The sequence below is a fragment of the Streptomyces nitrosporeus genome (assembly GCF_008704555.1).
GTDB classification, from domain to species: Bacteria; Actinomycetota; Actinomycetes; order Streptomycetales; family Streptomycetaceae; genus Streptomyces; species Streptomyces nitrosporeus.
Window position 1 is genome coordinate 2591569 of record NZ_CP023702.1, and the last position, 19288, is coordinate 2610856.

Consider the following 19288-nt stretch of genomic DNA (forward strand, 5'->3'; position numbering starts at 1 on the left):
GGGTTCCCGGTCACAGCGGATACAGTCACCGTTGCGTCAACTACGGGGACAGGAGAGGGTCATTACCGCCAACCGGCAGACGAGCTGGGCGTTCGCCGACGCCTTTGTCGGCGAGGACGAAGCCCTGCTCAGGGCCCGGGAACGGGCTCACGAGGCGGGGATCCGCTCGGTGTCCCCCGGCACCGGCGCCGCGCTGCGCCTGCTCGCTGCCACCGCGGACGCCAAAGCCGTGGCCGAGATCGGCACGGGCACCGGCGTGTCCGGCATCTACCTGCTCCAGGGCATGCGGCCGGACGGCGTACTGACCACCGTCGACCCGGAGCCCGAGCGTCAGCAGTTCGCACGTGAGGCGTTCCGCGCGGCCGGCTTCGCCACCAATCGCGCGCGCTTCATCCCCGGGCGCGCGCTCGACGTACTACCGCGGCTCGCCGACGGCGGATACGACCTCGTCTTCTGCGACGGCGACCGGCTGGAGGGCCTGGACTACCTCGCTGAATCGTTGCGCCTGCTGCGGCCCGGCGGGCTGGTCTGCTTCGAGGGCGTCTTCGCGGACGGGCGCACGGTCGACTCCGCCGCGCAGCCGGCCGAGGTGCTGCGCCTGCGTGAGCTGCTGCGGGCCGTACGGGAGAGCCCCGTGCTCCTCGCGACCCTGCTGCCGGTGGGCGACGGACTGCTCTGCGCGGTACGCCGCGGCTGAGCCGGCCCCGGGGGGCCCGGCGGGCCCGCGGCGCACCACTGCCCCGGCACGCGGGGCGTGCCGGGGCAGTCAGGTGTGAAGGGTGGGCGCTCCGCTCAGCCGACGACCTTCTTCAGCGCGTCGCCGAGCGCGTCGGCCTCGTCCGGAGTCAGCTCGACGACAAGCCGACCGCCGCCTTCGAGCGGAACGCGCATGACGATGCCCCGCCCCTCCTTTGTCACCTCGAGCGGGCCGTCGCCCGTCCGCGGCTTCATGGCCGCCATGCTCGTTCCCCTTCCTGAAACCAGCTCATCGCAACCGGCGGCCCCATGACAGGCGCTGCCTCACCGGCGTCGAACACAATGCTTCCTCCGCATTATCCCGCATCACAGACCCCGATGACCAACATCGGTCGGCATCGCTTGGGCAACGCGCTCTCTCAAAACCACCCAATTCGGCGATCCGGCTGCGATACTGCGCCGCTGCCGCCCCTCAGCCGAGAGCCAATTGTTAGACGTGGGTCACATTTCCGGCCCGCCCGTCGTCGGCCATGCTTGCCTGGACATCCGATGCCGGAGCCGTAAGGGGACCGAGGAATGGCCGACACCATGGCAGACGCCGTGCTCATGGACGTGGAAGACGGGCTCGCGACGATCACGCTCAACCGTCCGGGGGCGATGAACGCCATGGACACCGCGGCCAAGGCCGCACTCCGCGACGCGCTGGCAGAGGTCGCCCGGGACACCGCCGTACGAGCGGTTCTGCTGACCGCCACCGGGCGCGCCTTCTGTGTGGGCCAGGACCTCAAGGAGCACGTGTCCAAGCTCACCGAGGCACGTGAGCAGCCGGGCGGCAACGCGCTGAGCACCGTCAAGGAGCACTACAACCCGATCGTGCGGGCCCTCACCGGGATGGAGAAGCCCGTGGTCGCGGGCGTCAACGGGGTGGCGGCCGGGGCCGGCTTCGGGTTCGCCCTCGCCGCGGACTACCGCGTGGTCGCCGACACCGCCTCCTTCAACACCTCGTTCGCCGGGGTGGCGCTGACCGCCGACTCGGGGGTCTCCTGGACGCTGCCCCGGCTGATCGGGGCGAGCCGCGCCGCGGACCTGCTGTTCTTCCCGCGTTCCGTCACGGCGCAGGAGGCGTACGAGCTGGGCATCGCGAACAAGGTGGTGCCCGCCGCCGACCTCGCCGAGGAGGCGCGGGCGGTGGCCCGCGCGCTGGCCGACGGCCCGACGGTGGCGTACGCGGCGCTCAAGGCGTCCCTGGCCTACGGAGCGGGGCACACACTCGCCGAGACGCTGGAGAAGGAGGACGAACTCCAGACGAAGGCGGGCGCCTCCCGGGACCACACCGCCGCGGTCGAGGCGTTCCTGGCCAAGCGGACGCCGGAGTACCTCGGCAGGTGACGGCCTCACCCGCGGCCGCCGGCGGATGAGGAGGCCGCGGGCGGAGGCGGATGAGGAGGCCGCGGGCGGGGGGTCAGCCGCCGCCCCGGGCCACGCAGTCGGCCAGGTGGTCGTCGACCAGACCGCATGCCTGCATCAGGGCGTAGGCCGTGGTGGGGCCGACGAAGCGGATGGACCGCTTCTTGAGTTCCTTGGCCAGTGCCGTGGACCCGGGGGTGACGGCCGGGACGTCGCCGAGGGTGCGGGGGGCCGGGCGGGCCGCGGGGTCGGGGGCGTACGACCAGATCAGGGCGTCCAGCTCCCCCTTCTCCCATCCGGCCAGCACCTTGGCGTTGGCCAGGGTGGCGTCGACCTTGGCACGGTTGCGGATGATGCCGGGGTCGGCGAGGAGGCGTTCCCGGTCGGTGTCCGTGAACTCCGCGACGGCCGGGATGCTGAAGCCGGCGAACGCGCTGCGGAACCCCTCGCGGCGGCGCAGGATCGTCAGCCAGGAGAGCCCGGACTGGAACGCCTCCAGGCAGAGCCGCTCGAAGAGGGCGTCGTCGCCGCGGACCGGGCGGCCCCACTCCGTGTCGTGGTAGGTGAGGTAGTCCTCGGTGGCGAGGCCCCACGGGCAGCGCAGGCGGCCGTCCGCCGCGGGACGGGCCCCGCTCACCGGCGCTCCTCCCCGTCCGCCGCCCCGCCGTCCCCCGGCTCCGCGGGGCCCGTCCCGCCCTCCGGGCGGTCACCGGACCGCTTGAAGAGGTCGGGGCCGGTCACCGCGGTCGCCTGGGCGCCGGCCAGCGCGGATTCCAGTTCGGCGATCCGGGCGTCCCGCTCGGCGAGTTCGGCGCCGAGCCGGCCGAGGGCGTCGTCCACGTCCGTCATGCGGTAACCGCGCACCGCCAGGGGGAGCCGCAGGGCCTCGATGTCGGCGCGGCCGACGGGCCGTCCGGCGGGCAGCGGGTCGGTGAGCCGTTCCGGCTCGGCGTCCTGCAGGACGGCGCCGCCACCACCGCCGACCACCGCCAGCGTGACCGCGGCCACCACCACGGCCATCGTGAGCAGCAAGAACCAGAACACGCGCATCTCCCCTGGGAGCCGAAACCTGTCCGGGTCAGATCGTGCCATGCGCCGCCGGAGGTTAGGGTCTTTGGTTTGGATCGGTCCGGCCCCGGGGCCCGGCGCGATCCGGGTTCGAGGCCCTGGGGTGCGGGTGACCGATGAGGAGGAAGCAGGCATGCGAAGCGGTGTGCTCAGGCTGGGACGACGGGAGTTCGGCGTACACGAACCGGTGGTGATGGCCATCGTGAACCGGACCCCCGACTCGTTCTACGACCAGGGCGCGACCTTCCGCGACGAGCCGGCCCTCTCCCGGGTCGAGCAGGCGGTGGCCGAAGGGGCGGCGATCATCGACATCGGCGGGGTGAAGGCGGGGCCCGGCGAGGAGGTGACGGCCGAGGAGGAGGCGCGCCGCACGGTCGGTTTCGTCCGCGAGGTGCGCCGCCGCCACCCGGACGTGGTGATCAGCGTGGACACCTGGCGGCACGAGGTGGGCGAGGCCGTCTGCGAGGCGGGGGCCGATCTGCTGAACGACGCCTGGGGCGGTGCGGACCCGAAGCTGGCCGAGGTCGCCGCCCGCCACGGCGCCGGGCTGGTGTGCACGCACACGGGCGGCGCCGAGCCGCGCACCCGGCCGCACCGGATGGCGTACGAGGACGTGATGGCGGACATCCTGCGGGTCACGGCGGGCCTCGCCGAGCGGGCCGTGGGGCTCGGGGTCCGGCCGGACGGGATCATGATCGACCCGGGGCACGACTTCGGGAAGAACACCCGGCATTCGCTGGAGGCGACCCGCCGCCTGGAGGAGATGACGGCGACGGGCTGGCCGGTCCTGGTCTCGCTGTCCAACAAGGACTTCGTCGGGGAGACGCTCGACAGGCCCGTCAAGGAGCGGGTGATCGGGACGCTCGCGACGACCGCGGTCTCGGCCTGGCTGGGGGCGCGGGTGTACCGGGTCCACGAGGTGGCCGAGACACGGCAGGTGCTGGAGATGGTGGCGTCCATCGCGGGCCACCGCGCTCCGGCGGTGGCCCGTCGCGGCCTGGCGTAGGCCGACCGCCGGCCGCCGACGACCCGTGCCCGCACCGCCCGGAGGGCGCGGGCCGGAGGGCGCGGGCCGGGCGGACAGGGCGGGCGGATGCGTACGGGCCGGGCGGACAGGGCGGGCGTACGGGCCGTGGGAACGGGCCGGGCGGACCGGCGGGCGGGTGCGTACGGGCCGCAGAGGGCGGGCGGGCGGCTACCGCCCGACCTCCTTGGTCACCAGCCGCACCGCCTCGTCCACGTCGTCCGTGACGTGGAAGAGCAGCAGGTCCCGCTCGGACGCCTTGCCCTGGGCGACCACCGTGTCCCGCAGCCAGTCCACGAGGCCGTTCCAGTAGGCCGAGCCGAACAGCACGATCGGGAAGCGCGTCACCTTGCCCGTCTGCACCAGGGTCAGGGCCTCGAAGAGCTCGTCGAGGGTGCCCAGGCCGCCCGGCAGGACGACGAACCCCTGGGCGTACTTGACGAACATCATCTTGCGGACGAAGAAGTAGCGGAAGTTGAGCCCGATGTCGACGTGCGGGTTGAGCCCGGACTCGAAGGGCAGCTCGATGCCCAGCCCGACGGAGATGCCCTCGGCCTCCCGGGCACCCTTGTTGGCCGCCTCCATCGCCCCGGGGCCGCCGCCCGTGATCACCGCGAACCCCGCCTCGACCAGCGCGTTGCCGAGCCGTACGCCGGCTTCGTACTCCGGGGTGCCGGCCGCGGTGCGGGCCGAGCCGAAGACGCTGATGGCGCTCGGCAGTTCGGCGAGCGTGCCGAAGCCCTCCACGAACTCCGACTGGATGCGCATGACCCGCCAGGGGTCGGTGTGCACCCACTCGGAGTCACCCTCGGAGTCGAGCAGCCGCTGATCGGTCGTGCCGGGCTGCACCTGGTCCCTGCGGCGCAGTACCGGCCCCAGCCGCTGTTCCTCCGGCTTGACCGCGCCCTCGGGAATCTGCGCGCCCTCGGGGATCCGTGCGTCCTCCGGGTTGCCCATGACCTGCTCCCTCCGCCGACCCGCGATGTGCGTGCGTCGTCGCTTCAGCGTAGATCGGCGGAGGTTACGAACAGGGGAATACCGCGGGTCAGCCGGTCAGCCAGGAGCGGAGCCGCTCCTCGCAGTGCGTGATCCGTTCGACCCGGACGTGCTCGTCGCGCTTGTGGGCGAAGAGCGGGTCCCCGGGACCGTAGTTGACGGCCGGGATGCCGAGGGCCCCGAAGCGGGAGACGTCGGTCCAGCCGAACTTGGGCTTGGCGGTGCCGCCGACCGCCTCCATGAACGCCTTGGCCGCCGGGTGCGAGAGGCCGGGCATCGCCGCGCCCGAGTGGTCGTCCACCGTGAACTCGGCGACACCGCAGTCCGCGAACACCTCGCGGACGTGCGCCTCCGCCTCCTCGCCCGAGAGGTCGGGCGCGTACCGGTAGTTGACCACCACGGTGCAGGTGTCCGGGATCACGTTGGTGGCGACCCCGCCCTCGATCCTGACGGCGTTGAGGCCCTCGCGGTACTCCAGCCCGTCGATGACCGGGCGGCGCGGCTCGTACGCGGCGAGCCTGGCCAGCACCGGCGCCGCGGCGTGGACGGCGTTGGACCCCATCCAGCCGCGCGCGGAGTGGGCCCGCTCCCCGTCGAGCCGCAGGAACATCCTCAGCGTGCCCTGGCAGCCGCCCTCCACCTCGCCGTCGGACCCCTCCAGGAGGACCGCGAAGTCGCCCTCCACCCAGTCGGGGTGGGCCTCGGTCACCCTGCCCAGCCCGTTGAGGTGGGCGGCGACCTCCTCGTTGTCGTAGAAGACGAACGTCAGGTCGCGGTTGGGCTCGGGCACCGTCGCCGCGATGCGCAGCTGGACCGCGACACCCGACTTCATGTCGGAGGTCCCGCAGCCCCACAGCACGCCGTCGTCGTCGAGCCGGGACGGCACGTTGCCGGCGATCGGCACGGTGTCGATGTGCCCCGCCAGGACGACGCGCTCGGCGCGGCCGAGGTGGGTGCGGGCCACGATGTTGTTGCCGTACCGGTCGACCGTCAGGTGCCCCAGCGGGCGCAGGGCCGCCTCGATCGCGTCGGCCAGGTCTTTCTCCTGCCCGCTGACCGACGGGAAGTCGACGAGCCGGGCGGTGAGGGCCGGGCCGTCCAGGGCGAGGTCAAGGGTGTGTCCGTCCATGGCCACGACCCTAGTCCGTCGCCGCGCCCCGCCACCGGCCTGTCCGGGTGCCGGGCCGGCCGCCCGCCCCGGGGACCCGGCGGGGGTACCGGCGGCAGGGGGCTCGGCTCCGCCCGTACCCTCCAGTACGGTGGGCGCGTGCCCCGGACCGAGACTCCCGCCCGCCGCAGCCTCCTCTCCCGTGCCACGGCCTCCCTCGCCGTCCTCACGGCCCTGGGCGGCTATGTGGCCGTGCAGTACGCCACCGGCCCCCAGGGGTCGCCGCGCTGCACCGTGCGCTCCGACGGCGGGGGCGACGGGGGCGGGTCCGGCGGCTACGAGCTGAGCCCCGAGATGGCCGCCAACGCCGCGACGATCTCCGCCGTGGGCACCGCACGGGGGCTGCCGGAGCGCGCGGTGACCATCGCCCTGGCCACGGCGCTCCAGGAGTCCTCGCTGCGCAACATCGACCACGGCGACCGGGACTCCCTCGGCCTCTTCCAGCAGCGGCCCTCGCAGGGCTGGGGGACGGCCGAGCAGATCATGGACCCGGTGTACTCCGCCGGTGAGTTCTACGAGCATCTGGCCGAGGTACCGGGCTATTCACGGCTGCCGCTGACCGAGGCGGCGCAGCGGGTGCAGAAGAGCGGCTTCCCGCAGGCGTACGCGAAGCACGAACCGGACGCGGCGCTGCTCTCGGCGGCGCTGACCGGACGCGCCCCCGCCTCCCTGAGCTGTTCGCTGCCGAAGGAGACCGCGGGGGCCGCCGGGAGCGCGGAAGAGGTGCGGTCCGACCTGGTGCGCTCCTTCGGGAAGGACGTGCTGCCCGCGACGGAGTCCGCCGGTGCGGCCGCCGCGGGCACGGTGTCGGTGCCGGTACGGGACGGGACGCGGACGGCCGGCGGCGACCGCTCCCGGCGCGGCTGGGAGCTCGCGCACTGGGCCGTCGCCCGGGCCGGCACGCTGGGCATCGCCGAGGTCTCCTACGACGGCCGGGTGTGGAAGCCGGAGACGGGCTGGCGGAAGCAGCGCACGGATCCCGCCTCCACCGCCTCGGTCCGGATGCGGCTCGCCCGCTAGGGACCGTACGGGGCAGCGGGGCGGCGGGCCGGGCGGGGCACCGGCCGTACAGGGACCGGCCGTACAGGGCGGCGGGCCGGGCGGCCCTTCCGTGGCCGGCCGTGCGGCGCATTACGGAGTCTTTACCGCGGCGCCCCGCAACCTCCCCCGCCCCCGGGCCCGTTGTCAGGGCGTCCGATCGCCGGACAGGCGGATTCCGTTCCGCCGCGGCCCGCCGGCGCCCCGCCGGCGCCCGTCGACCTCCCGTCGAAGGAGCATCATGTCCCTCCCCCTGTCCCGCCGGATCGCCCGTGCCGCACTGCTGATCGCCGCGGGGGCGGCCTCCGCGGCCGGCGCCGCGGGCACCGCCGGTGCCGCAGGCCTCCCGCAGGCCCCGGAACTCGGCGGCCTGACCCAGCTCGACGGCGCGCGTGTCGGCGACACCCTGGACTCCACGGCGAAGCAGGGTGCCGAGGTCGCGAACGGGACGGGTGGCAAGGTCGTGGGAACGGCCCTGCCCGCCGCCTCCGGCGCCCTCCGGACGGCAGGCACCGTCGCCGACGGCGAGCTGGCGGACGACTCACTGCCCAAGGGCCTGCCGCTGGGCTGACGGCCGCCGTGCCGGGCCCGCCGCCCGTGGCGGCGGGCCCGCCGGCCTCAGGACAGCCGCTTGACCGCCGCGTCCACCCGCTCGTCGGTGGCCGTCAGGGCGACCCGTACGAAACGGTCGCCGGCGGGCCCGTAGAAGTCGCCCGGAGCCACCAGGATGCCGAGTCCGGCCAGGTGCGCCACGGTGTCCCAGCAGCCCTCGCCGCGGGTGGCCCACAGGTAGAGGCTCGCCTCGCTGTGCTCGATCCGGAAGCCGTGCGCCTCCAGCGCCGCCCGCAGCGCGGTGCGGCGTCGTGCGTAGCGTTCCCTCTGCTCGGCGACGTGGGTGTCGTCGCCGAGCGCGGCGACGGTCGCCGCCTGGACGGGGGCGGGGACCATCATCCCGCCGTGCTTGCGGATCTGGAGCAGCTCGCCGAGCACCGCCGCGTCACCGACGACGAAGGCGGCACGGTATCCGGCGAGGTTGGAGCGCTTGGACAGCGAGTGGACGGCGACGAGGCCCTCGTGGTCGCCGCCGCAGACGTCGGGGTGGAGCACGGAGACCGGTTCGGCCTCCCAGCCGAGCTCCAGGTAGCACTCGTCGCTGAAGACCAGCACCCGGTGTTCACGGGCCCAGGCGACGATCCGTGCCAGCTCCTCCTTCGCCAGCACCCGGCCGGTCGGGTTGGACGGCGAGTTGAGCCAGAGCAGCCGGAGTCCGGCCGGGTCCAGTTCCGTCGGGTCGTCGTAGGCGACGGGCTCCGCGCCGCAGAGCCGCGCCCCCACCTCGTAGGTCGGGTAGGCGAGCCGCGGGTAGGCGACCTTGTCGCCGGCGCCGAGCCCGAGCTGGGTGGGCAGCCAGGCCACCAGTTCCTTGGAGCCGACGACCGGCAGGACGTTCTCGTGCGTCAGGCCCGTGGCTCCGAGCCGCCGCCCGGCCCAGCCGGTCAGCGCGTCCCGCAGCGCCGGGGTCCCCCACACCGTCGGATAGCCCGGGCTGTCGGCCGCCGCGACCAGTTCCCGCTGGATCAGGCCGGGCACCGGGTCGACGGGGGTGCCGACGGACAGGTCCACGAGGCCGTCCGGGTGGGCAGCGGCCGTCGTCCTGTAGGACGTGAGCTTGTCCCAGGGGAAGACCGGAAGGCGTGAGGAGACGGGTGCTGCTGCGGACACGGGACTCTGCTTTCTCGTACGTGGGGGTGGGCCCGGCGCGTACACGGGCCCGGAGAACACCTCGGTCCCGCACGGTGACGAACCGTACGGGACCGGGCGGCGCTCATGGGGCCGGTGTCACTGGTTCTGCGGCGGCAGCGCGGCGACGAACGGGTGGTCGCGCTCGATGAGGCCCAGCTTGGAGGCGCCGCCCGGCGAGCCGAGGTCGTCGAAGAACTCGACGTTCGCCTTGTAGTAGTCCTTCCACTCCTCCGGGGTGTCGTCCTCGTAGAAGATCGCCTCCACCGGGCAGACCGGCTCACAGGCTCCGCAGTCGACACACTCGTCCGGGTGGATGTACAAGGACCGCTGGCCCTCGTAGATGCAGTCGACGGGGCACTCTTCGATGCAGGCCTTGTCCTTGACGTCGACACAAGGCTGTGCGATGACGTAGGTCACGCTGTCGTTCCTCCTCGGTAGGGCGTTGGCTCTCGCGCGGGAGCGCGGCGTCGTCGATGCCCGCCCTAGTATCTCCGTTCCGGAGCATGAACCGAACAGGAGGGGCGGACTCAGCGGTGGAATTCACCATCAGCGGACGGCTCGAGGTTCGCATAACACCTGCTGACGTGGGTAAACGTGTATCGGTCCGGCAGGTGTTGGAAGGCGGCCGCGAGGGTGCCGGGTTCACGGACACGGTAGGGGTTCTCACATCGTGGACCGGCGGCGTGCTGTCCGTCACGACGAAAAGTGGACAGAGTGTCCACATTCCGGAGCCGGCGCTGGTGGCGGGGAAGACCGTACCGGCGGCTCCGGCGCGCCGGCGCGGTCCGGCCGCCTCCTTCGAGGAGCTCACCCGTGTCACCGCGCGCGCCTGGCAGCCGGTGGAGGAGGAGGCGCTCGGCGGCTGGCGGCTGCGTGCCGCGGCCGGTTTCACCCGCCGCGCCAACTCCGTTCTGCCGCTCGGCGATCCGGGCCTCCCGCTGGAGGCGGCCCTGGAGCGGGTGGGGCGCTGGTACGCGCAACGGGGCCTGCCCGCCTACGTCCAGGCCGGTACGGGCGCCGAAGGCGCCCAGGAGGGGCTCTGTGCCGGGCTGGAGGAGCACGGGTGGCGGCGCGAGGTGTCGGCCGAGGTGCGGATCGCCGCGCTCGCCCCCCTGGGCGACCTGGAGGCGGACGCCTCCCGGGTGCGGCTCGCCCGTGCCGCGGACGACGCCTGGCTCTCCCGCTACCAGCGTTTCAGCACCCTGGGGCGCGCCCCAGGCGCCCCCGTGCTGAAGGTGCTGGGGAGCGGTCCCTCGGTGTGGTTCGCGTCGGTGCCGGGTGACGGCCCGGACGCGGTTCCCGCCGCGATCGGGCGTGCGGTGGTGGACGGCCGCTGGGCGGGGTTCATGGCCGTGGAGGTGGGCCCGGAGCACCGTCGGCGCGGCCTGGGCACCGCGGTGATGACGGCGCTCGCCCGCCGGGCCCTCGACGAGGGCGCCTCGGCCGCCTGGCTCCAGGTCGAGACGGACAACGGGGCGGCCCGCGCGCTGTACGACGGCATGGGCTTCGCCACCCACCACCTGTACCACCACTTCCGGGCCGCCGAGGGCGTGTTTCGAAAGTAGCGCCGTCCGCCCGGAGGGCGGGAAGGCGGGACTTTCGAAACACGCCCCAGGTCCCAGCAGCAGGAGCAGAACGGTATGGACGCCAGGGATCCCGGCAGGGCGGAGCGCCGACGGCGGTTCGCGGACGAGGCACGCGCCGAGCGGCCGGATATCGCCCTGCTCTGCCTGCTGCTGGGCGCGGAGGCGGTACCGGCCGACCCCGCCTCCCCGGCCGATCCGTACGGCATCGACGCCGCGCAGGCGGAACTGGACCGGCTGGCGGGGATGGTGCCGTACGGGGCGCGTCCCGCCCGTGCCTGGGTGCCGGTGTTCCACGAACTGCTGGGCGGGCGCTACGGTTTCGGCGGTCTGCCCGCCGACTACCGGCGGCTGGAGTCCTCGCTGCTCCAGGAGGTCCTGCGCCGGCGGCGGGGCCTGCCGATCCTGCTCTCGGTGGTCTGGACGGAGGTCGCGCGCCGGGCGGGCGTCCCGGTGTACGGGCTGGCGCTGCCGGGTCATTACGTGGTCGGCTTCGGCGACCCCGCCGAGGGCGTGCTGGCCGACCCGTTCGCCGGCGGGGCCCCGCTGAGCGGCGAGGACGCCGCGCTGCTGGTGGCGGGCACGACCGGGGTGCGGCCGGACATGTCGGCTTTGGTTCCCGCGGATCCCTCGAAGACGGTGCTGCGGATCCTGGCCAACATCAGGGCGTGGGCGGCGGCCAGGCCCGAACGCACGGATGTGGCGCTGTGGGCTCTGGAGTTGTCGCTGCTGCTGCCCTCGCACCCGGCCGGGCTGCGTTACGAGCGGGCCGAGCTCCTGGTGCGGCGCGGGGAGTTCCTGCGGGGGGCGGCGGAGATGGAGGAGTACGCGGAGATCGTCGGCGCCGTCGAGCCGGCGGCGGCCGAGGAGATCCGCCACCGCGCACGGGCCGCCCGGTCACGGCTCAACTGAGCCGGTGCGGGCCGGGCCGCCACCCGCCCGGCCCGCACCGCCGCCGTACCGGCACCACGAGCGCGTACGGCACCGCCCCCGCCGGGTCCTCCGGGCGGGGGCGGTGCCGTAGCGGGAGCGGAGCCGCAGGACGGGCGTGCGGCGTCAGCCCTCGCCGCCGAGGTCGATGACGACGGTGCGCTCGGCGGGGGTCTTGCCGAGCAGGGCGGTCTGCATGGCGTGCGCCACGTCGTCGGCGCCGACCTGGTGCTGCTTGCCGTCGCCCTTGGTGATCATGATGCCGTCGAAGACGCCGTCGAGAAGGGTCTCGATCGCCTTCTTGTCGTACACCTCGACCAGCCGGCCGTCGACCGGCTTCATGGACAGGATCTTCGGCAGCGACAGGGCGGGGCCGAAGTCGATCGACTTCGGTCCTGCCTTGATCGTGATCAGTCCGGACATCGCCGGTTCGGCGAACTCCTTCATCGCCCGGTCCAGTTCGGCCTGGCCGATGGTGGGCTCCGTCTCGGTGACGGGGAGTTCGACGACGGATGCCTTCCCGGTCTCGACCTGCGCACGGTAGGCGTCCCGTACGGAGATCAGCGACCGGTTGACGTCCAGTCCTTTGCCCGGCTTGCCGGGGACGGCGACCGCCTTGTTCGGCTCGAACCTGATCGTGCCGTCGTTGCCGCCGGACGAGACGCCGGCGAGGTCGGCCAGGGCGACGCCCAGCTTCTCCTCGTCGACCGGGATCACGGGGTCGGCGGGGCGCGCCCCGCCGAACAGCGAGCCGATCACGGAGACCGGGTTGTAGTCGCTGCCCGCGGCACCGCGCACGGTCTCCTGGCTGTCCAGGGTAAGGCCGGCCTTCTCCGGGTCGAGCTGCTGCTTCCTGCCGTCCACGGAGAGCTGGAGAGGAGCGTGGACACGCTTCCCGAAGGCGGCTTCCAGCCTGGAGACCGCCTCCTCCTTCGTGCCTCCGCCGATGTCCACACCGAGGACGGTGGTGCCCTTGGGAACCTCCGAGTGGTTCATCAGGAGCCCGGCACCGTACGCGACGCCCAGCAGGACCACGAGACCGGCGCCCAGCAGGACCAGCTTGGAGCGCCCCTTCCTGGCGGGCGGCGCGGGCCTCGGCTCCGGCTCGGGGGCCGGGGCCGCGGGCCTGCCGGAACCAGGGCGTCCGGGTGCGGCGGGGCCGCCGCCGGGCCCGCCGGGGAACGGCGGGCGGGGCTCGGCGGGCACCACCGGGACACCGCTGGTGAGGGTGTCGCCGGAGACGTTGCCGCCGGGCTTCGGACCGGGGGCGGGAGCGGGCGCCTGCGGCGTCAGGATCGCCGTGTCGTCCGACATCCGCGGCGGTACGCCGCCGGGCGCCCCGGGGGCCGGAGCGGCGCCGCGGGGGACCGTCTGGCCGGTCTGGGGCGGACCGAAGATCTTGTCGAGGTCGGGGGTCAGGGACGAACTCCCGGTGACCGGACCGGCGGTGGGCCCGGAGGGCTCCGCCGCGGGGCCGCCCGGAGCGTCCGTACCGAGCGCGTCGAGGCCGCTGCGCTCCCGCCGGGGCGCACCCGCGCCCGGCGGCGGACCGTCCGAGCCGTACGGCCGGCTGTCGCGGCGCGGCAGGGGCGAACCGCCCTGCGGGGCCGCCGGCCCGCCCGCCCCGGGGCCGGGTACCGGACCGGGAGCGGAACCCGGGCCGGGAACGAACCCGGATCCCGGCCCCGCGCCCGTCCCGCCGCCCGGAGCGGGGACCTGGCCGGAACCGCCACCCGTACCGGGACCGGAACCCTGTCCGGGACCGGAAGCCTGTCCGGGACCGGACTCCGGACCGGGGGCCTTGCGCGGCGCGAACCAGTCGCTGCCGCTCTTCTCCTTGGCGGGCTTGCCCTCGGGCGCCTCACCGTCCGGGCGGCCCCCCTCCCGCACCTGGGGCGCGGCGGCGCCGCGTTCATGGGTGACGGCGTCGCTCCCGGAGGGCGCGGGTACGCCCGGCCGGGGGGTGCTGCCGGTGCGCTCGGCGTCCGGGCGGCCCTCGGCCGCGTCGGTGTCGCTCACCGGCGTACGCATGACGACGGGCGGGATCGGACGCGAACCCGGGATGTTGATCCGGATACGGGTCGTCAGCGTCGTCTCCGTCCTGGGCTCCTCGGGCTGCGGCGGGCCCGCAGGCTCGGGAGCCTCCCCCTGCCCGTCCTCGGACGGGTGGAGCGACGGATACCGGCGTGATCCGTACGGCGGCGTACCCGACGGGTACGCGGCCCCTCCACGCCCCTGGGGCCCGGAGGGCGAACTGTCAGTTTCACGACTCAAAGCAGGTTCTCCCGATTGGCTCCGCCGCCCGTACTTCCCCCATGCCGCAGGCCAGGGGACGGCTCGGCGCGCGCACTACCTTACTGGCCGCAGCCGTAGGACATTCCGCTCGTGTGCGTGAGGGGAAGGCGCCCGCCCCTCCCCGCGGCGGCGGCGGGGAGGCGGACGCAGCACCTCACGTACCGGGCGGGCGGGGGCCGTCGGCCGGATACGGCAGCCGCGACATCGTGGCACACATCACAGCGATGCCCATCGTGCCGAGCATGAAGAGCGCGAGCCCGAGCTCCTCGCCGAAGACGAAGTCGCCCTCGGGCCGCCCGCCCAGCAGCAGGACCACCACGACGAACCAGCCCACCGCGGGCGCCAGCGCGCCGAGCTGGGTACCGGTCAGCACCCGGCCGCCGTAGAAGACCCCCGCCGCCGCCAGCAGCGCCAGCAGCAGTCCGCCCGGGAACAGCGCCCCCTGGAGCAGCGTGCCGGCCAGTCCGACGGCCGCGCCCAGCACCGCGAGGCCGGCGTACGCGGCGATCCGGCCGGGCTTCGGCGCGGCCGCCAGGCCGGTGGGCTCCGGGGCCCGGGGCGGGGCGTTGGTGCGCGGCGCCCGCGAGGAGGCGCGCGGTCTCTGCCTGCTGCTCATGTCCGTGCTCCCGGTGCGGCCGCCACGTCCGGCAGTCCCGCGAAGAGGTCGTGCTCCCTGGCGCCGGGGCCGCCGCCCGAGGGGCCCCGCACCAACTCGTAGTACTCGGTGGTGAAGACGGGCTGACCGAGGTCGTTCGAAAGAGCGAAGAAGGGGCCGTCCACCGCGATCTGGGTGGCGTGTGCCCGCATGGCCACCGTCTTCGCCCCGGCGTGGGCGGTGCCGTCGATCTCGGTGGTGATCCGCCCGTCGTCCACCACCCCGGGGACGTCACCGACCTCGGCGACACCGCCGAAGGCGTCCGGCGCGGTCTCCCGCAGCCGGGCGAAGGCGGCCTCGGCCACGGTGCGCGGCACCCGGTTCCAGTAGATCTTCGCCACGGTGTGCGCTTCGCCGGGCACCGCGCCGTACGCGGTGTCCCCGGCCAGTTCGGCGGCGCGCATCGCGACCCGGTGGGCCTGGATGTGGTCGGGGTGGCCGTAACCGCCGTCGGGGTCGTAGGTGACGAGGACCTGGGGCCGCACCGAGCGGATCACCTCCGCCAGGAGCCCGGCCGCCTCGTCCACGTCGGCGTCCCAGAAGGCACCCGGCCGGTGGTTCTGCTCGGTGCCCATCATCCCGGAGTCCCGGTACCGCCCGGCGCCGCCCAGGAAGCGGTGGTCGGTGACGCCCAGCGCCTTCATCGCGGCGGCGAGCTCGCCGGCGCGGTGGGCGCCCAGGGTGCCGTCCCGGTCGGCGGCGAGGTGCGCCAGGTCCGGCGGGATCACCTCGCCCTCTTCGCCGAGCGTGCAGGTCACCAGGGTGACGTGGGCCCCCTCGGCCGCGTATCTGGCCATGGTGGCACCGTTGTTGATCGACTCGTCGTCGGGGTGCGCGTGCACCAGCAGCAGACGGCGGGCGGGATGGTCCTTCATGGGACCAGCCTACGAGCAGCCCGGCCCCGCGGCCGACCGCCCCACGCCCGGGTGCCCGGCGCCTTCCCCCGGGGCCGGGCCCGGCCGTCAGAACTTGATGCCCCCGATCATGCTCGACACGTTCGACGTCACCTCCGAGATGGTCGGGGCGATCGAGGAGCTCGCGAGATAGAAGCCGAGCAGCATGCAGACCACCGCGTGTCCGCCCTTCAGTCCGGATTTCCGGATCAGCAGGAAGACGACGATCGCCAGCAGCACCACCACCGAAATCGAGAGTGCCACGGCGGTTCACCTCCATCGGTACGGTCGGGACAGGCAGCACACATGGAGCCGGCGGGTTCCTACCCACCGAGCGCTACGAATCATAACTATCCGTGCCGACGCATCGATCGGTGCACAGCAGCACGAGGGGCGCACGGACCGGCGCCCCGGGACTAGGTTCGACGCCATGACCTCGAAGAAGCTGTCTTTTCCCCGCCTGCACGCCCGGACCCAGCGATTCGCTCTCGGCGCACCCCGGGCCTTCACCGTCTCACCGGATGGGACGAGAGTGGTCTTTCTCAGGTCGGCGTCCGGCACCGACCGGGCCAACCGCCTGATGGTGCTGGACACCGGGACCGGCGAGGAACGCGTCGCGGCGGACCCCGGTGCCCTGCTGGGCGGTTCGGCGGAGAAGCTCTCCGCCGAGGAGCGTGCCCGCCGCGAGCGCACCCGGGAGGGATCGGCGGGCATCGTCGGCTACGCGCTGGACGGCGCGGCCGAGTTGGCGGCCTTCGCCCTCTCCGGCACGGTGTACGTCGCCGAGCTGCGGGCGGGTACGGCGCGCGCCCTGCCGGTGCCCGGCCCGGTCATCGACCCCAGGCCCTCCCCCGACGGCAGGCACGTCGCCTATGTCTCACGCGGCGCCCTGCGGGTCGTGGGGGCGGACGGCGGGGGTGACCGGCCGCTCGCCGAACCGGAGGACGGGCACACGGTGTACGGCCTCGCGGAGTTCGTCGCGGCCGAGGAGATGGGCCGCCACCGGGGCTTCTGGTGGTCCCCGGACTCGGACCGGCTGCTGGTGGCCCGCGTGGACGACCGTGCCGTCCAGCGGTGGTGGATCGCGGATCCGGCGAACCCGGGCAGCAAGCCCGCCGAGGTCGCCTATCCGGCCGCCGGCACGGCCGACGCCGAGGTACGGCTCTTCCTGACGGACCTGGACGGCACCCGTACCGAAGTTGTCTGGGATCGCACCCGCTTCCCGTACCTGGCCCGGGTCCACTGGTCCGCCCACGGTGCCCCGCTGCTGCTGGTCCAGGCCCGTGACCAGCGCAGTCAGCTGCATCTGGCGGTGGACACGGAGAGCGGGGCGACCCGCACGGTCCATGTGGACGAGGACGATGTCTGGCTGGATCTTTTCGCCGGTGTACCGGCCTGGGCACCGGACGGAAGGCTCGTGCGCGTCGCCGACGAGGGCGGGGCGCGGGTGCTCTCGGTCGGCGACCGCCCGCTGACCGGACCGCAGCTGCACATCCAGGCGGTCCTGGACATCGGGGAGTCGGACGTCCTGGTGTCGGCGGTCGCGGGTGAGGAAGCGGCGGAGCCGGAGACCGGCCAGGTCCACGTCTACCGGGTCAACGAGCTGGGCGTGGAGCGGGTCAGCGAGGGCGCGGGCGTCCACACGGCGGTGCGCGGGGGCGGGGTGACGGTGCTGCTCTCGGCCACCCTCGACCGCCCGGGGACGGCCGTGCGCGTCCTGCGGGACGGCAAGCGGATCGCCTCGGTCGCCAGCCTCGCCGAGTCCCCCGGACTGACGGCCGCGCCCGTACTGACCGAGGGGGGCGCACGCCGCATTCCGTGCGCCGTGCTGCTCCCCACCGGCTACAAGGAATCCGACGGTCCGCTTCCGGTCCTGATGGACCCGTACGGCGGCCCGCACGGCCGCCGGGTCGTCGCCGCGCACAACGCGCACCTGACGTCCCAGTGGTTCGCGGACCAGGGCTTCGCGGTGGTCGTCGCGGACGGCCGCGGCGCCCCCGGCCGCTCGCCCGCCTGGGAGAAGGCGGTACGGGACGACTTCACCCTCACCCTGGACGACCAGGTGGAAGCCCTGCACGCCCTGGCCGGCCGCTTCCCGCTGGACCTGACGAAGGTCGCCATGCGCGGCTGGTCGTACGGCGGTTACCTCTCCGGTCTCGCGGTGCTGCGCCGCCCCGACGTCTTCCACGCGGCCGTCGTGGGCGCCCCGGTCACGGACTGGCGGCTCTACGACACGCACTACACGGAGCGCTATCTCGGCGACCCCGCGGCGCAGCCGGAGGTGTACGCGGCCAGCTCCCTGGTCACCGACGAGGGTCTGTCACGCCCGGCCGCCGAGGTGCGCCCGATGCTGATCGTCCACGGGCTCGCCGACGACAACGTGGTGGTCGCGCACGCCCTGCGCCTCTCCTCGGCCCTGCTGGCGGCGGGGCGCCCGCACGAGGTGCTGCCGCTGAGCGGGGTGACCCACATGACCCCGCAGGAGCAGGTGGCCGAGAACCTGCTCCTGCTCCAGGTGGACTTCCTGAAGCGGTCCCTGGGCCTGCCGCGCGCCTGAGGACCGTCCCCTCCCGGCCGCGGGCCGTCGCCGCGGGGTCACCAGCCGGGCGGTACCGGCCCCGGCGGCGGCGGGGCCGGCGGGGCCCCGGGCGGCGGCCCGAACCCGCCGGTGCCCCCCGGCTGCGGGTAGCCGTAGCCATGGCCGGGGGCGGGGCCGGCCGGCGGGTAGCCGTAGCCCTCGGGCGGGTAGCCGTAACCGCCGTAGCCGGGGTCCTGCCGGTCGTCGGCCGTCCCCCGGGGGGCGAGGGCGAGCAGGGCCGCCGCTCCCGCGAGGGCGAGGAGGAACGAGGTGGCCACGTTCAGCTGGTATTCGAGGGTGAGCTCGCCGAAGTGCTCCAGCACCTCGTGGTGGGCGGCCTGGGCGATGGCGAGGGCGCCCGAGACCAGCAGGAAACCTCCCGCGGTCAGACCGAGCGGCCGGGCGTGGACGGCCCTGAAGAGCGCGGTCCACGCCGCCACCAGGCAGGCGGCCGAGAGCGCCACGCTGTTCCAGCCGGGCGGGGCGCCGGTCAGCGACACCGGGATCGCGTCCCCGCCGGTGAACCAGTCCGGGTAGACCGCGTCGGGGAGGACGAACAGCCGCCGGATCTCCCACGCCACCGACACGGCACCGGCGGTCCCGAGCGCCAGGAAGGCCACGACCCCGGCTCCCTGGGCGGGCCGGGCGGGCAGCGGCTCGTAGGCGTCCGCGGGCTGTCCGCGCCCCGCGCTCCCGGTGACGATCAGCGCGAGGGCGGCGGCCAGGACCACGAAGGCGCTGACCAGCGCCCGGGTCCGCAGTTCGTCGCTGTAGCGCCCGTCCATCCAGGAGGAGCCGGCCGACCAGACGGAGGGCAGCCGCAGGACGAAGGCGACCACGCCGGTGACCACCATCGTGGCGGCGGCGGCCGTGGAGTGCCGGACGGTGGCGCCGGCGACGGCCAGGACGGCGAACAGCACCGCGTCGGTCTGTGTGGTGGCGGGTGACGCCCCGGGGTGCGCGTCCGCGTAACCGGCCCAGAAGCGCAGCAGTTCGAGCGGTTCGTCCACCGCCAGGACGTCACGGACGATCCAGCAGACGACGACGGCCCCGAGCACGGCGTACAGCACCGCGCCGGTGATCCTGGCTCCCCGGGTGAGTGTCACCCCAGCGATAATCCACCGCGCTACACGGTTGGACAAGGGGGCCGGGGGCCGGGCGGGAAGGGAAGACCGGCCGGGGCGGCGTGATGCGCCCCGGCCGGCTCACGGCAC

The 19288-nt window shown here is 74.2% G+C and carries 20 protein-coding genes; 8 read left to right on the forward strand and 12 right to left on the reverse strand.

Going from position 1 to position 19288, the window contains the following annotated elements; all coding sequences use genetic code 11:
- Positions 1 to 31 precede the first annotated feature (31 nt).
- On the forward strand, positions 32 to 697 hold the full coding sequence (locus CP967_RS11230) for an O-methyltransferase (RefSeq protein WP_150487850.1): 666 nt from the start codon (positions 32 to 34) through the stop codon (positions 695 to 697).
- A 95-nt stretch (positions 698 to 792) separates the two neighbouring features.
- On the opposite strand, the gene CP967_RS11235 is transcribed toward CP967_RS11230, so the two are convergent.
- The gene (locus CP967_RS11235) at positions 793 to 960 is read right to left on the reverse strand and encodes a DUF3117 domain-containing protein (RefSeq protein ID WP_003966491.1); all 168 of its coding nucleotides are present in this window, start codon (positions 958 to 960) and stop codon (positions 793 to 795) included.
- A 312-nt stretch (positions 961 to 1272) separates the two neighbouring features.
- On the opposite strand from CP967_RS11235, the gene chcB reads away from it, so the two are divergent.
- The gene (chcB, locus tag CP967_RS11240) at positions 1273 to 2085 is read left to right on the forward strand and encodes a 2-cyclohexenylcarbonyl CoA isomerase (RefSeq protein WP_150487851.1); all 813 of its coding nucleotides are present in this window, start codon (positions 1273 to 1275) and stop codon (positions 2083 to 2085) included.
- A gap of 73 nt (positions 2086 to 2158) precedes the next feature.
- Here the strand turns inward: chcB and CP967_RS11245 are convergent, their stop codons facing one another.
- Positions 2159 to 2740: a DNA-3-methyladenine glycosylase I gene (locus tag CP967_RS11245; RefSeq protein WP_150487852.1), complete on the reverse strand. Its 582-nt coding sequence runs from the start codon at positions 2738 to 2740 to the stop codon at positions 2159 to 2161.
- Positions 2737 to 3153: a cell division protein DivIVA gene (locus tag CP967_RS11250; RefSeq protein WP_229888215.1), complete on the reverse strand. Its 417-nt coding sequence runs from the start codon at positions 3151 to 3153 to the stop codon at positions 2737 to 2739. The genes CP967_RS11245 and CP967_RS11250 overlap by 4 nt, the downstream gene beginning before the upstream one ends.
- A gap of 163 nt (positions 3154 to 3316) precedes the next feature.
- Between CP967_RS11250 and folP the strand changes: the two genes are divergently transcribed.
- Entirely contained in the window at positions 3317 to 4177 is an 861-nt protein-coding gene (gene folP / locus CP967_RS11255; RefSeq protein WP_167535503.1) for a dihydropteroate synthase, read from the forward strand.
- A gap of 189 nt (positions 4178 to 4366) precedes the next feature.
- Here folP and CP967_RS11260 read toward each other — a convergent pair whose 3' ends face one another.
- Positions 4367 to 5152 (reverse strand): LOG family protein, encoded by a 786-nt coding sequence (locus tag CP967_RS11260; protein ID WP_150487855.1) that lies wholly within the window; start codon positions 5150 to 5152, stop codon positions 4367 to 4369.
- Between the two features lie 88 nt (positions 5153 to 5240).
- Positions 5241 to 6320: a succinyl-diaminopimelate desuccinylase gene (gene dapE, locus CP967_RS11265; protein WP_150487856.1), complete on the reverse strand. Its 1080-nt coding sequence runs from the start codon at positions 6318 to 6320 to the stop codon at positions 5241 to 5243.
- Positions 6321 to 6458: 138 nt separating this feature from the next.
- Between dapE and CP967_RS11270 the strand changes: the two genes are divergently transcribed.
- Together CP967_RS11270 and CP967_RS11275 are read left to right on the forward strand one after the other, a co-directional pair.
- Entirely contained in the window at positions 6459 to 7379 is a 921-nt protein-coding gene (locus CP967_RS11270) for a VldE C-terminal domain-containing protein (RefSeq protein WP_150487857.1), read from the forward strand.
- A gap of 259 nt (positions 7380 to 7638) precedes the next feature.
- Positions 7639 to 7968, forward strand: coding sequence for an ATP-binding protein (locus tag CP967_RS11275; RefSeq protein ID WP_150487858.1), 330 nt, complete (start codon positions 7639 to 7641; stop codon positions 7966 to 7968).
- A 47-nt stretch (positions 7969 to 8015) separates the two neighbouring features.
- Here CP967_RS11275 and dapC read toward each other — a convergent pair whose 3' ends face one another.
- Complete coding sequence (dapC, locus tag CP967_RS11280; RefSeq protein WP_150487859.1) at positions 8016 to 9119, reverse strand: succinyldiaminopimelate transaminase; 1104 nt, start codon at positions 9117 to 9119, stop codon at positions 8016 to 8018.
- Positions 9120 to 9236: 117 nt separating this feature from the next.
- A complete protein-coding gene (fdxA, locus tag CP967_RS11285) occupies positions 9237 to 9557 on the reverse strand; it encodes a ferredoxin (RefSeq protein WP_014048159.1) in 321 nt (106 codons plus the stop codon).
- Positions 9558 to 9673: 116 nt separating this feature from the next.
- Here fdxA and CP967_RS11290 point away from each other — a divergent pair, with 116 nt between their 5' ends.
- Entirely contained in the window at positions 9674 to 10705 is a 1032-nt protein-coding gene (locus CP967_RS11290; protein ID WP_150487860.1) for a GNAT family N-acetyltransferase, read from the forward strand.
- A 75-nt stretch (positions 10706 to 10780) separates the two neighbouring features.
- The gene (locus tag CP967_RS11295) at positions 10781 to 11635 is read left to right on the forward strand and encodes a transglutaminase-like domain-containing protein (RefSeq protein ID WP_150487861.1); all 855 of its coding nucleotides are present in this window, start codon (positions 10781 to 10783) and stop codon (positions 11633 to 11635) included.
- A 144-nt stretch (positions 11636 to 11779) separates the two neighbouring features.
- On the opposite strand, the gene CP967_RS11300 is transcribed toward CP967_RS11295, so the two are convergent.
- The 4 genes from CP967_RS11300 to CP967_RS11315 all read right to left on the reverse strand — a co-directional run bounded on the left by CP967_RS11300 (position 11780) and on the right by CP967_RS11315 (position 15760).
- Positions 11780 to 13927: a hypothetical protein gene (locus CP967_RS11300; protein WP_150487862.1), complete on the reverse strand. Its 2148-nt coding sequence runs from the start codon at positions 13925 to 13927 to the stop codon at positions 11780 to 11782.
- Between the two features lie 175 nt (positions 13928 to 14102).
- Positions 14103 to 14564, reverse strand: a complete 462-nt coding sequence (locus tag CP967_RS11305) for a DUF6113 family protein (protein ID WP_150487863.1) — start codon at positions 14562 to 14564, stop codon at positions 14103 to 14105.
- The gene (mshB, locus tag CP967_RS11310; RefSeq protein ID WP_150487864.1) at positions 14561 to 15478 is read right to left on the reverse strand and encodes an N-acetyl-1-D-myo-inositol-2-amino-2-deoxy-alpha-D-glucopyranoside deacetylase; all 918 of its coding nucleotides are present in this window, start codon (positions 15476 to 15478) and stop codon (positions 14561 to 14563) included. Before mshB ends, CP967_RS11305 begins: the two co-directional genes overlap by 4 nt.
- A gap of 87 nt (positions 15479 to 15565) precedes the next feature.
- The gene (locus tag CP967_RS11315; protein WP_150487865.1) at positions 15566 to 15760 is read right to left on the reverse strand and encodes a hypothetical protein; all 195 of its coding nucleotides are present in this window, start codon (positions 15758 to 15760) and stop codon (positions 15566 to 15568) included.
- A gap of 166 nt (positions 15761 to 15926) precedes the next feature.
- Between CP967_RS11315 and CP967_RS11320 the strand changes: the two genes are divergently transcribed.
- Positions 15927 to 18053, forward strand: a complete 2127-nt coding sequence (locus tag CP967_RS11320) for an alpha/beta fold hydrolase (protein WP_150487866.1) — start codon at positions 15927 to 15929, stop codon at positions 18051 to 18053.
- Between the two features lie 38 nt (positions 18054 to 18091).
- Here CP967_RS11320 and CP967_RS11325 read toward each other — a convergent pair whose 3' ends face one another.
- Complete coding sequence (locus CP967_RS11325; RefSeq protein WP_150487867.1) at positions 18092 to 19180, reverse strand: hypothetical protein; 1089 nt, start codon at positions 19178 to 19180, stop codon at positions 18092 to 18094.
- Positions 19181 to 19288 lie beyond the last annotated feature (108 nt).

Excerpts from the sequence above, each read along its gene's own strand:
- CP967_RS11275 (WP_150487858.1), top strand. The coding sequence starts at position 7,639 with ATGTCCCTCCCCCTGTCCCGCCGGATCGCCCGTGCCGCACTGCTGATC.
- CP967_RS11250 (WP_229888215.1), bottom strand. The coding sequence starts at position 3,153 with ATGCGCGTGTTCTGGTTCTTGCTGCTCACGATGGCCGTGGTGGTGGCC.
- CP967_RS11260 (WP_150487855.1), bottom strand. The coding sequence starts at position 5,152 with ATGGGCAACCCGGAGGACGCACGGATCCCCGAGGGCGCGCAGATTCCC.
- CP967_RS11235 (WP_003966491.1), bottom strand. The coding sequence starts at position 960 with ATGGCGGCCATGAAGCCGCGGACGGGCGACGGCCCGCTCGAGGTGACA.
- CP967_RS11295 (WP_150487861.1), top strand. The coding sequence starts at position 10,781 with ATGGACGCCAGGGATCCCGGCAGGGCGGAGCGCCGACGGCGGTTCGCG.
- CP967_RS11320 (WP_150487866.1), top strand. The coding sequence starts at position 15,927 with ATGACCTCGAAGAAGCTGTCTTTTCCCCGCCTGCACGCCCGGACCCAG.
- dapE (WP_150487856.1), bottom strand. The coding sequence starts at position 6,320 with ATGGACGGACACACCCTTGACCTCGCCCTGGACGGCCCGGCCCTCACC.
- CP967_RS11305 (WP_150487863.1), bottom strand. The coding sequence starts at position 14,564 with ATGAGCAGCAGGCAGAGACCGCGCGCCTCCTCGCGGGCGCCGCGCACC.
- mshB (WP_150487864.1), bottom strand. The coding sequence starts at position 15,478 with ATGAAGGACCATCCCGCCCGCCGTCTGCTGCTGGTGCACGCGCACCCC.
- chcB (WP_150487851.1), top strand. The coding sequence starts at position 1,273 with ATGGCCGACACCATGGCAGACGCCGTGCTCATGGACGTGGAAGACGGG.